Raw genomic sequence first — 12,464 nt, forward strand, 5'->3', positions numbered from 1 at the left:
CACTCCTTCCAAAATCGGGTGTATTTCAATGAATAGTCTATGTTAGCAGGGGTAAATAGGTGAATGCCTAAACTGTATTTAATTATTAAATTGTTGAAATATGATGAAATATAAAGGAATTGTACGAAAGAAAAAGGACGAGTCTGAAAAGTGGAATAAAAACACCTCAAATCACATAATATTGATTATTCTGAATATTTAAATAATCTTTAAAATGGGTTAAAGTGTACTTAACAAATGAAACACAAACTTCATTAAAGGAAGGCGTGATTCCAGTGAAATAGGTAAGCGAAGCATATCAACATCACATCCAGTTAGAAATCAGCCGGTGAAAACTGATTTCGAGATGTGTGGGTATGCGGGGACACGCAGCAACTCTCAGTGAAAGAGGGTGATTCCAATGACACACGTAAGCGAAGCATATTAAATCACATCCAGGTAGAGATCAGCCCGTGATAACTGATTTCGAGATGTGTGGATATGCGGGGACACGTGAAACACTTAATGAAAGGTTAGATTCCAATGACGTATGTGAGCGAAACATACTAAAATCATGTTGCAAGAGAGAATAGTCCGTGAAAACTATTTTCGCAATATGTGAGTATGTGGGAATTTACCAAGCAAGACGAAAAATTTATTCTAATGCAAGGCAATTGATTGAAACGAGTGACAATTGATTGAAGTCTAGTTATGTAAAAAGTAGCTAGCACATGTGTATTAGTAAGAAAGGAAAGAACGTATAAGTGAATAAGGTTAATTTAAGTTAAAGGCGCTGTTTATGTATGGTACACATATTCAGCGTCTTTGTTTTATATATACATAAGTTTCCAGTTTATAGTTTATTGTTGAAGAAGAATAGGGAGGGTTAACGTTGAGAACATTGATAAAATTACTTGCTATGATACCTTTTGTCGGACTGTTGGGCGGAACTTTTTTTGCGAACAGAGTGACTCCTTATTTATTTGGCATGCCATTCCTGCTTGGCTATTGTGTCATTTGGGTTGTTATCACTACTATTCTCATGATGGTCATCTACAAACTTGATCCGAAAAATAAGGAAGGTGAAGCCCGATGAACTCAGCACTCATCATTATTTTTGCCGTTATGATTTTATGTATATACCTTGGTATTAAAGCAAGAAAAGGGAAAGAAATGGATTTAGAGCAATGGACAGTTGGTGGCAGAGGATTCGGGACAATCTTTGTTTTCCTGCTGATGGCGGGTGAAATTTATACGACGTTTACGTTCCTGGGAGGAAGCGGCTGGGCATACGGAAAAGGCGGCCCGACCTTTTATATAATCGGTTATGGATGTTTGGCGTATATCATGTCTTATTTTCTGCTTCCGAAGATCTGGCGCTATGCAAAAGATCATAATCTCATGTCGCAGTCGGACTTTTTTGTAAGCAAATATAAAAGTCCTTATTTAGGAATATTAGTATCTTTAGTTGGTGTTGTTGCAATGATTCCTTATTTCGTTCTGCAGCTGAAGGGGCTTGGTATCATCGTTTCTGAAGCATCATACGGTACGATTTCTCCTACTGTAGCTATCTGGATTGGATTAACGGTAGTGACCGTTTATGTTATGTTTTCCGGTATTCATGGATCAGCATGGACAGCAGTAGCTAAGGATATTTTGATTCTTATCGTTGTATTATTTCTAGGAATCTATCTGCCGGTGCATTATTACGGAGGATTCCAGCCGATGTTTGAGGCAGTTGAAAGTGCAAAGCCAGGCTTTCTTGCTCTTCCTGATACGGGAATGAGTCCATCCTGGTTTGTAACGACAGTCTTATTAACGGCACTAGGGTTCTATATGTGGCCCCATTCTTTTGGTTCTGTTTATTCGGCACAAAACGAAAAAGTCTTTCGTAAAAATGCGATCATTATGCCGGTTTACCAGCTGATTTTAGTGTTTGTTTTCTTTGTAGGTTTCGCCGCAATCCTAAAAGTTCCCGGGTTAGAAGGACCTGAAGGAGATTTGGCATTATTGCGCATATCGATTGCAACGTTTGATCCGTGGATTGTTGGAGTAATCGGAGCAGCTGGAATACTAACCGCGCTCGTTCCTGGGTCAATGATCTTAATGTCAGCAGCGACACTGTTAGCTAAGAATATCTATCAGGCTCTAAATCCAAAAATAACGGATCAACAAGTAGCAAAAACAGCTCGATACCTTGTCCCAGTCGTTGCTTTAATCGCTGTCTTCTTTACGTTTAAAGGCGGAAACACACTCGTAACCCTTTTATTGATGGGGTACAGTCTCGTGACCCAGCTATTCCCAACCTTACTATTTAGCTTAATGAAGCGTAATTTTGTAACAAAGCCAGGAGCATTTGCCGGTATTCTAACAGGTGTTGCGACTGTTGCGTATATTACCATTTCCGAATCGACAATAGGTTCATTGTTCCCTTTCCTGCCGCAAGCAATCAAAGATTTTAACGTAGGAATCATCGCCTTAATCGTCAACATGGTTGTATTGGTAGTTGTGAGTTTAGTAACAAGACCAATATCTGTAACGAGCAGTAAAACGGAAACGGCATAACGACGAGAAAAAGGTCGTCCTAATATTAAAATTTCATATTAGTTAGCAATAATAAAAGCACTGCATTTTTTGCAGTGCTTTTGATTTTTCATAACATTTGCTTGGCTATGTGAATAATATCTTTTTTGTGTTGATCTGGCGAGATGTTCCTGTTGTTATAACTAACATCATAATAAATACCGTCTTTTTCAAAGATAAGTGAGTTTCCGCTATAATTACCTACAACACCATTAGATAATCGAACATCTTTCCCAGAATCACTATACTCAACTTTGAAATTATGAACTGTAATCATTAGTAAAATCACATCAGATTTATCCTTAGCAGTTGTTGTAAAATTCACCCTCAAATTTTTTCCATCGTGTTTAAAATCCTCAATCGTAGACATTTGAAGAGGTTTAGCTTCAAACGGAATGTCATTCGGGATCTTTAACTTAAACGGAAGTGCATCCAAACCTTCGTCTAGTGATGATGGTTCGTAGCTAATCGGACTGTTTTTTAATTGTTCTTCAGTTACATTTCCTTTTGGTTCAACTTTTTCTAAATGAGATGTATCTAATCTACCGTTGCTACCATCCTTACAACCAAAGAGTAACAAAAACAATAACAAAGGAACAAGCCAAAGTTTTTTCATCAAATCCCCCTCTACGGCAAACTAAAAATAGTTTAACTTATGTAGAAATAATAACATAAATTTCCATTTAGAATGAGATATACTTATAAAAGAAATAATATTCTTTAACTCAAACAAGCCTATTATTTTGTTTCCTTTTGATTTCATATACGCCTCAAGTCTTAGAACACATTACATCTTGGAGCTATGGGCATTTTAGGAAGGGAGATGTAAGGTAATAATAGAAAGATAATATATGGAAACTTTTTTCGCTGTATACGAAACTCCCAAACTTGTACTTACGTATGTATAGAGTAGAAAGAAGTTTGACGTCAGGAGTCGATTATTATGAACGGTATATTATCCTTTATACTCCGCATGATGATAGCCGTGCCAGCTTCCATTGGGGTATGGAGCATCGGATATTTATATTTGAATCAAACATATCTCCTAGCATCAGGAATTTCCATAGCAGGCGGAATTACCGCATATACAGCAGCCGGAGCTTTTTCCAAGCATCGATTTCTATCGAAACATCAGCTCACAAGAGGAGAATATAAATTCATTAAGCAAAATATAGACGAAGCGAAACCAAAGATTCTGCGTCTGCAAAAGACCCTGCTTTCCATTCGGGACTTGCCGTCTTTAAAGCAAAGAGTTGAACTCGTTCGGATCATCAGAAAGATTCAGAGCTTAACAAAAAAAGAGCCTCGGCGATTTTACCAAGCAGAGCCATTTTACTTCTCTCACCTGGATTCGATCGTGGAGCTAACAGAAAAATATATGTTCTTGCTGTCTCAGCCGAAAAAAAGTGCAGAGATCACAAAGTCTTTGGTCGAAACGAAAAGCACGATGGATGAGCTGAAAACGTATATCGAGAAGGATTTATATGATGTTCTATCTAATGATATAGAAGAGCTGAATTTTGAGATTGATGTAGCAAAGAACTCGATCAGGTCTATAAAAGAATCACAATTCATAACAAAGGCAGGAGATATAAATGAGCGAAAATAATGCACCCCTGTTTAATAATGATGACGCAAACCTCATGGATGAGCTATTGTCTAATCCGTTCGGTGAAAATAAAAAAGAATCGAAACTAACCGAAAACCATAACGAAAATAAGCAGGTTAGACTTATTGATGTGCTTCCCGAAGAAAACAAGGAAAAAGCGTATCAGTTAGCTAAGCAGATTGATCCCACCAATCATCAGACGATGATTACATACGGAGCACCTGCACAAGCAAAGCTTTTATCGTTTTCTAATACGATGCTAGAGCATGTCAAAAAGAAAGATACTGGGCAGATCGGTGAAATCATCAATGACTTAATGCGAAAGCTGCATGATGTGAATCCTGAAGAATTGAAGTCAACAAAACCAACTTTAATTAACCGCATGTTTGGAAAGATTTCAGGATCAGTTCAAGAAGTGCTTTCCAAATACCAAAAAACAGGGGCACAAATTGACCGAATCTCTGTGAAGCTAGAGGGAAGCAAAAACGTATTGATGTCCGATATCGTGATGCTTGAGAAGCTTTATGAAAACAATAAAGAATATTTCCAAGCACTCAATGTGTATATCGCAGCCGGAGAATTAAAGCTGGATGAACTGAATCAAGTCACGATTCCAGAGATGAGAAGAGTGGCAGAGCAAACGAATGATCAGATGAAATACCAAGAAGTAAACGACATGGTCCAGTTTGCTGACCGTTTGGATAAAAGGCTGCATGATCTAAAGCTTAGCCGGGAGATTACGATCCAAAGTGCACCTCAGATTCGTTTGATTCAAAACACGAACCAGGCACTTATTGAAAAGGTTCAATCGTCGATCATGACAGCAATTCCTTTATGGAAAAACCAAGTGGCAATTGCACTTACCCTTATTAGACAGCGAAATGCTGTGGAAGCTCAAAAGCAGGTGTCCAAAACAACTAATGAACTTCTTTTGAAAAATGCAGAACTGCTTAAAACAAACACAATTGAAGTAGCAAAAGAGAACGAACGCGGATTGATCGATATCGAAACACTAAAGAAAACACAGGAAAATTTACTATCCACTTTAGAAGAAACACTTCGTATCCAGGAAGAAGGCCGAATAAAACGCCGTCTTGCAGAAGAAGAGCTTGCTACAATGGAGATCGGCTTAAGACAGAAGCTGCTGGAGATTAAAGGGGAATAACACAAAAACACTCGGAGCAGAACTCCGAGTGTTTTTAATGAGTAAAATAAATGGCCGTACCGCAGATAGTGAGAGAGAATAACCCATACACAGTAGATTCTTTTTTGGATAAGCCTTTATCTTTAAAATGGGAGTCAACTAGTCTAATTAAATAAATGGCAGCAATAAGAGTAAAGAACTCAAATATAAATAATCCCCGGCGGAACTTACTAAAAAATTCCTTGATGCTTTCATTTGTAACAGCTAAAACGCCTAAAAAGATAATAGATAAATAAGATAACAGGTGTTTAATCTTCATATCCAAATCTCCTTTTTGCAATATCGTATTAATGAAAGCTCTAACGCGACAGGGGAATATTTGAAATTATTTTTAGATGAACAACCCCATTGCGATCGTATCGTAATACTGGCCGTTAATCATATTATCTTTTTTAAAAACGCCTTCCACTTCAAAGCCTAGCTTCTTATATAGCTCAATCGCCACAACATTATCTTCTCGTGTAACAAGACTAATTTTTTGTGTAATCCCGTTCTGTTTTGTAAACTCGATCAGTTCATTCATCAATATTCTCCCAAGCCCCAGACCAGTGTACTTTTCAGAAATTACGATTCCTAGTGTTCCGACATGCATCGTTCTTTCTTTTTGTGAAGAATTAATGGTTGCAATACTCACGATCTGAGAGTCAATCTTCGCGAGCAGCATAATGGAATTCTCTTCTTTTGAAACCGTTCCGATATACGCCTCGTATTCTTCACGTTCTTTCTTAAACTCATTTTTCCCGAAAGAAAGAAAATCTGTTTCTCCCCCGACCACGTTATAAAAATCGATTATGCTTTGAGCGTCTTCTTTTTCAACTTTTCTGATCTCAACTTCTAAATTGTTTTTTAGCATAATTTTGCGCATCGCGTTCAACTACTTTCTTTAAATGATCCTTACGTTAAATATAACCTATCAGTCTATTCCTGGTACAAGCTTAATATTCATGATTTTTTTATTAAAATTTTTACGAAATAAGCATGCAGTTCCTATTACCTCGCATAGAATATGAGGATTTTAAATTTTTCTGAGGAATAGGAGCGAAGGAATGAAGACGAAAAAAATCGTTACTGCGTTACTTATGTTTTGTTTTATGTTCATTTTTGTTCAGCCAGCAACAGCCGCAGCTTCTTCTTTAATCATCATAAATAAAGCGAACAACCAGCTGGCGTATTTCGAGAATAATAAAGTAGTTAAAACATTTAAGGTAGGTACAGGGCGGCAGCCTTCTTATACACCTGAGGGCAGCTTTAAAATTGTGAATAAAATCGTAAACAGGCCTTATTATACAGGACATATACCAGGTGGAGATCCAAGAAATCCTTTAGGAAACCGCTGGCTGGGACTAAATGCAAGAGGGACGTGGGGAACAACATACGCTATTCATGGAAACAACAATGCAAATTCCATTGGAGGATATGTGAGTGCGGGTTGTATTCGTATGTATAATAATGACGTGCAATGGCTTTACGCCAGAATTCCAGTGAACACACCGGTTATTATTACGACATCAGGTAAAACTTTTACAGCCATCGCATCAGCAAATGGTTATAAAGTGACGAATGGATCAACTGTACCTGTTTACTCCATCTATAATCTGAAAAAAGGAAGCCGAGGTGCAGAAGTAAAAGAACTTCAAACGAGGCTCACAAACTTAGGATATAGTACAAAAGGAACCGACGGCATCTTTGGAGCCAACACGGATGCTGCTGTACGCAAATTCCAAAAGGCAAAGAAACTAACAGTGGATGGGATCGTAGGACCAGCAACGAAAAAAGCGCTGGGGATGTTTTAATTAAACACTTGTTTAAAACCCTTGCCATTGGTGGTGAGGGTTTTTTCTTGTAAAGATCTATTGATAAAGGTAATTAAATGGTAATATTTAACTCATAAGTTGTTATAAAATAATGTGTTGCTTTTTTATAAACCAATACCTTTTTAGGATAAATATTCTAGTAAACTAGTTAAAAGACACACTTCAGAGGTGAGTTATGCTCAAACAAGGAATTTATGAAGAGATTATTACTCAAAAGCTCAAGGGAGACCTTGCTCATTTAGAATTAGAGCAGTTTGATGTTGAAAAAGAACAGATGGATGTTGAGGAAGCTAGAAAGTTACTGTCTTCATACATTTCTGCAGTTACTAGAAGGGCTTTAAAGTTTGTTCGAGATAATGAAAAGGATGATAAGGTAGCTCTACTTCATCAAATTCAAACATGCAATGACATTATAACCATATTAAGTGAAAGATTAGATGATGATGAACTTCGGTTATTGAAGATTGAAGAAGAGGGCGAAGTATTAACTTCTATTTATTCAAGAATAAATTCAGTTCGTAGTTTACGAAAAGGTGAGACAATTCGTCCAGAAACGCCTATTTCTCAAAGTTCTCTATTTACTGGATCTAATTATGAACCGAGTATGATGGGTGAATTAAAAAAGGAGATTTTATCTGCAGACTCTATTGATATGCTTATCTCTTTTATTAAGTGGAGCGGCTTACGTTGTATTTTAGAAGAATTAAAGACTTTTACCGAAGCTGGAAAAAAGCTTCGTGTCATAACAACTTCATACATGGAAGCCACTGATTATAAAGCCATTATTGAATTGAGCAAACTGCCAAATACCGAAATTAAGATTTCGTACGATGTAAATCGCACTCGTCTTCATGCGAAAGCGTATTTGTTTAAACGTGAAACAGGATTTAGTACCGCTTATATTGGATCTTCCAATTTGTCCAATCCAGCACTAACATCAGGACTGGAATGGAATATTAAAGTGACAGAGAAGGATTCATTCGATATCTTAAAAAAGTTTGAAGCGACATTTGAAAGTTATTGGAATGATAATGAGTTTAAAAAATTTAATTTGGAAAGCGAACAAGACCATGAGCTACTTAGGCTAGCTCTTTCTAAAGAAAAGCTACGTGAAAAAAATGATCTTCATTTCGTATTTGATATTCAACCATTTTTTTATCAAAAAGAAATTCTCGATAATTTGGAAGCCGAAAGATTAATTCACAAACGGATGAAAAATTTAGTGGTAGCTGCAACAGGTGTAGGTAAAACTGTAATATCCGCATTTGATTATAAAAGATTTAGAGCACAAAACAAAGGATCTGCGCGACTGCTGTTTGTTGCGCATCGTGAAGAAATTTTAAAGCAGAGCTTAAATACATTCCGAGCAATTTTAAAGGATGCGAACTTTGGTGAAATGCTAGTTGGTAATAGTATACCAACATCAATTGATCATTTATTTGTAAGTATCCAAAGCTTTAACAGTAAAAAGCTCTATGAGCGAACTACGGAAGATTATTATGATTTTATAATCGTGGATGAATTTCATCATGCTGCCGCAGAATCATATCAAAAGTTATTAAATCATTACCAACCGAAAGTTTTATTAGGATTAACAGCAACACCAGAACGGATGGATGGTAAAAATATTTTGTCCTACTTCGATGATACAATTGCAGCAGAAATGCGTTTAACAGAAGCGGTAGATAAAAAGTTGCTAAGTCCGTTTCAGTATTTTTGTGTAAGTGATACGGTGGATCTTTCGAAGTTGAAATGGAGTCGAAAAGGGTATGAAATTAAAGGTTTGGAGAACGTGTACACTTCTAATTCGATGAGAAGCAATTTGATTGTAAAGAGTGTCAAAAAATATGTCACGGATTTAGATGATGTAAAAGGCCTTGGATTCTGTGTGTCAGTAGAACATGCAAAATACATGTCCAAATTCTTTAATCAAGTTGGAATTCCATCAATAGCTTTGTATGGAGAAGTTCAACCTTCTGTTCGTAGAGAAGCACAAACAAGGCTTATAAGTGGAGAAATTAAGTTTATTTTTGTTGTTGATCTATACAATGAAGGAATTGATATCCCTCAAGTAAATACAGTACTTTTTTTAAGACCTACAGAAAGCTTAACTGTCTTTCTTCAACAATTGGGTCGTGGTTTGCGTTTAAGCGATGGAAAAGACTGCTTAACGGTTCTAGATTTTGTAGGACAAGCCCATCAAAACTATAATTTTGAAGAAAAATTTCGAGCGTTAATTGGGAGAACGAAGCACTCGGTGCAATTCTATGTTGAGAATGGATTTTTTAACCTACCTAAGGGATGTTTCATTCAGTTAGAGAAACAAGCAAAAGATTATATTTTGAGGAATATAAAATCATCATCAAACACAAAAGCTAACTTAATATCTAAAATGAAACATTTTGAGCAAGATACTGAATTACCATTAACACTCAGCAATTTCCTTACCTATCATCATTTAAGTTTATATGACTTATATGGTAAGAACGGGGACCGAAGCCTTAGTCGAATGATGGTAGAAGCTGGAGTTAAACCAGATTTTGATTGTAGTAATGAGAAACTGATCACAAAAAGATTACCATCACTTTTTCATTTAAATTCAAGTCATCTTTTAAAATTTTTAATCACATACATTAATGAAGGTTCAGCGACCAATGAAGACGAGCATCTAATGCTTGCCATGTTTTATTATTCCTTTTATAAATCTTGTCCAGAAAAAGAAGGACTTACTTCTATTGAAGAAGGAATACAAAGGATTCTATCTTCATATGAATTTAAATTTGAAATTTTATCTGTACTTAACTACCTTTATAAATCTCTGGATACGATCGAACATAAAACTAATTTTAAATTTACTACTCCATTACGCGTTCATGGTAAGTATTCTACGGCGCAAGTTTTGGCTGCACTTGGTTATTTTAACGAGGAAAAGAGCCCAGCCTTTCGTGAAGGTGTTAAACATTTTAGTGATAAAAATCTTGATATCTTTTTTACAACTTTAAATAAATCCGAAAAAGATTTCTCTCCCTCAACACTTTATGATGATTATGCAGTAAATGAGAGGTTGTTTCATTGGCAATCTCAAAGTACAGTAGCCGAGGGGAGCGGTACAGCTCAACGATATATTAATCACTGCAAGAATAATCATCAAATTGCTTTATTTGTTCGTGAATATAAAAAAGAAAATGGATACACATCACCATTTATTTTCCTAGGGACAGTTGAGCATGTTAGTCATTATGGAAGTAAACCCGTAAGTATTCAATGGCGGTTGCATGAGGAAATGCCACCTTATCTTGTTCCAAAAGCTAATAAAAATATCCTATAAATAAGAAGAATCAGCTCTTGAAAAAATAGGGCTGATTTTTTTTTTTTTTTATTTCAAAACTTTTTCCAGTTCTGAAGGTCTAATATATAGATAGGGGTTAAGGGGGCGAAAAGTTGGAGACAGAGCAAGCAGTCAATAAAGCAATAAAGGGCGATGATGAAGCATTTTTGCAGCTCATACAAACTTATAAAATAGATCTTTATAAAACAGCTTTATCTTATCTAAGAAATGAAGAAGAGGCGTTGGAAGCCGTTCAAGATGTGACTTACCGAACATATAAAAGTATCCGTAAGCTGAAGGAACCTGCATTTTTTAAGACATGGCTAATTCGCATTATGATCAACTATTGCAATGATCAATTAAAAAAGAAGAAGAGACTCGTATTAAACGACGAATTGCTGGACGTTCAAGTGGTATCCGAGAATTATTCCGAAATGGAGTTGAAGGACGCCATGCTGGGGTTAGATGAACGATCTCGCGAGATTCTAACGTTAAAATATTTTAATGATTTGAAGATCACAGATATTGCTCATTGCATGCAGTGCCCTGAAGGAACGGTAAAGACATGGCTAAACAAGGCATTAAAATCTTTACGATCCAAGCTGGAGGAGAAAGGAGGAAATCTCGATGTTTAAAAACGAAGAGGAAAAATTGGGTCATTATAAAAATGAATTAGATAATATTCCTGTTTCGCTAGGTTCATTGGATAACGCAATAATGGCTGGGTTTCATAAAGCGAAATCTGAACAACGGAAACGGACAAGAAAAATGCGAGGAATCTACAGTTTTGTAATAGCAGCTTTATTGCTCATTGGGTTATTTTCTTCTATAAAGATCTCACCAGCATTTGCGAGTTACATTTCCGAAATACCAGGGATGGAAAAGATCGTAAAGCTTATAGATGATGATAAAGGCAGAATGGCAGCTGTTGAAAAAAAGTACTACCAAAAGCAAGGTGTATCTGATGAAAAAGACGGTTTGAAAGTAACCATCGATGGCACGATTTCAGATGAAAAAGGAATTGTTCTTTTTTACACCCTGCAATCTAAGGAAAAGATCAAAGAAATTCAGATTGATAAAGTAAATTTAAAAGCCAAAGATGGAACGGTATTAGATGAAGCTTCTATTTCATACGGAGAACTTCATCAGTCTGAAAAAGGTGAGCATTCATTTAGCGGTGAAATTGAATACTTTTTTGAGGCACCTTTAACGGCTAAGAATTATGTGATTAATATAGAGGTAAAAGGAAAGAAATTCTCATTACCTTTTACATTAAACGATTTTAAAGCAAAAAAAGAATACACAATAAATAAAACAATGGAACTGGAAGGCCAGAAGATTTACGTAGAAAAAGCTGACATTTACCCATTAAGAGTAGCTATCCATTTAAAGATGAATCCGAATAATACAAAACAGATTCTTAATCTTGAGGACCTCCGACTTGTTGATGAGAACAATGAAGTATGGGGAAAAATTTCAAATGGTGCTACCGGATTAGGTGACAAAGATACAGAGCAAGAAATCTATTTGCAAAGTAACTATTTCACAGATCCAAAAGAGCTTTATTTAGTTCTAAACAGTGCACAGGCGGTTGATAAAAAAGATTTAATAGTTATAGTTGATACAGACAAGTTGGAAATCCAAAAACAGCCAAATGGAGAAATGCTGCAGAACATCCGGTTTGAGGAAGAAAGAGGGCTTGTATTTGAGCTTCATTCAAACAAAGCATTTAATTTTGAACTTTTCGGAGATATTACTGACGCAAACGGGAATAAAATAGAGGTACATGAACAGTCAATGAGTTCAAGTGATAGGAAGGGGCTTACTGAATTAGGTATTAAGCTCCCGCCAAAGAACACTTATAAAAATCCAATATCAATAGAATTAAACTATTATCCCTCTTGGATAAAAGGTCACGAAAAGATAAGAATTAAATAATATTAAATT

At 36.1% G+C, this 12,464-nt stretch carries 11 protein-coding genes; 8 read left to right on the forward strand and 3 right to left on the reverse strand.

The genetic code is table 11. From position 1 onward, the window contains the following. Nucleotides 1-898: 898 nt before the first annotated feature. A complete protein-coding gene (locus J2X07_RS16615) occupies nt 899-1,075 on the forward strand; it encodes a DUF3311 domain-containing protein (RefSeq protein WP_310261413.1) in 177 nt (58 codons plus the stop codon). After that, the gene (locus J2X07_RS16620) at nt 1,072-2,544 is read left to right on the forward strand and encodes a sodium:solute symporter family protein (RefSeq protein ID WP_310261252.1); all 1,473 of its coding nucleotides are present in this window, start codon (nt 1,072-1,074) and stop codon (nt 2,542-2,544) included. The genes J2X07_RS16615 and J2X07_RS16620 overlap by 4 nt, the downstream gene beginning before the upstream one ends. An 88-nt stretch (nt 2,545-2,632) precedes the next feature. Here J2X07_RS16620 and J2X07_RS16625 read toward each other — a convergent pair whose 3' ends face one another. Further along, complete coding sequence (locus J2X07_RS16625; protein ID WP_310261254.1) at nt 2,633-3,178, reverse strand: hypothetical protein; 546 nt, start codon at nt 3,176-3,178, stop codon at nt 2,633-2,635. A gap of 327 nt (nt 3,179-3,505) precedes the next feature. Here J2X07_RS16625 and J2X07_RS16630 point away from each other — a divergent pair, with 327 nt between their 5' ends. Next, on the forward strand, nt 3,506-4,171 hold the full coding sequence (locus tag J2X07_RS16630; RefSeq protein WP_310261257.1) for a 5-bromo-4-chloroindolyl phosphate hydrolysis family protein: 666 nt from the start codon (nt 3,506-3,508) through the stop codon (nt 4,169-4,171). Beyond that, nucleotides 4,158-5,336 (forward strand): toxic anion resistance protein, encoded by a 1,179-nt coding sequence (locus J2X07_RS16635; protein WP_310261260.1) that lies wholly within the window; start codon nt 4,158-4,160, stop codon nt 5,334-5,336. Before J2X07_RS16630 ends, J2X07_RS16635 begins: the two co-directional genes overlap by 14 nt. Nucleotides 5,337-5,370: 34 nt before the next feature. Here J2X07_RS16635 and J2X07_RS16640 read toward each other — a convergent pair whose 3' ends face one another. Together J2X07_RS16640 and J2X07_RS16645 are read right to left on the reverse strand one after the other, a co-directional pair. After that, entirely contained in the window at nt 5,371-5,634 is a 264-nt protein-coding gene (locus J2X07_RS16640) for a hypothetical protein (RefSeq protein ID WP_310261264.1), read from the reverse strand. Nucleotides 5,635-5,706: 72 nt separating this feature from the next. Further along, a complete protein-coding gene (locus tag J2X07_RS16645; protein WP_310261267.1) occupies nt 5,707-6,228 on the reverse strand; it encodes a GNAT family N-acetyltransferase in 522 nt (173 codons plus the stop codon). Nucleotides 6,229-6,421: 193 nt separating this feature from the next. Here J2X07_RS16645 and J2X07_RS16650 point away from each other — a divergent pair, with 193 nt between their 5' ends. From J2X07_RS16650 to J2X07_RS16665, 4 genes are all read left to right on the forward strand, one after another. Further along, nucleotides 6,422-7,168: a L,D-transpeptidase family protein gene (locus J2X07_RS16650; protein ID WP_310261270.1), complete on the forward strand. Its 747-nt coding sequence runs from the start codon at nt 6,422-6,424 to the stop codon at nt 7,166-7,168. A gap of 196 nt (nt 7,169-7,364) precedes the next feature. Further along, nucleotides 7,365-10,517, forward strand: a complete 3,153-nt coding sequence (locus J2X07_RS16655; RefSeq protein WP_310261273.1) for a DEAD/DEAH box helicase — start codon at nt 7,365-7,367, stop codon at nt 10,515-10,517. Between the two features lie 113 nt (nt 10,518-10,630). Next, on the forward strand, nt 10,631-11,152 hold the full coding sequence (locus tag J2X07_RS16660) for a sigma-70 family RNA polymerase sigma factor (protein WP_310261275.1): 522 nt from the start codon (nt 10,631-10,633) through the stop codon (nt 11,150-11,152). Next, nucleotides 11,145-12,455, forward strand: coding sequence for a DUF4179 domain-containing protein (locus J2X07_RS16665; protein ID WP_310261277.1), 1,311 nt, complete (start codon nt 11,145-11,147; stop codon nt 12,453-12,455). Before J2X07_RS16660 ends, J2X07_RS16665 begins: the two co-directional genes overlap by 8 nt. Nucleotides 12,456-12,464 lie beyond the last annotated feature (9 nt).

The organism is Fictibacillus barbaricus (genome assembly GCF_031457135.1).
GTDB classification, from domain to species: Bacteria; Bacillota; Bacilli; order Bacillales; family Fictibacillaceae; genus Fictibacillus; species Fictibacillus barbaricus_A.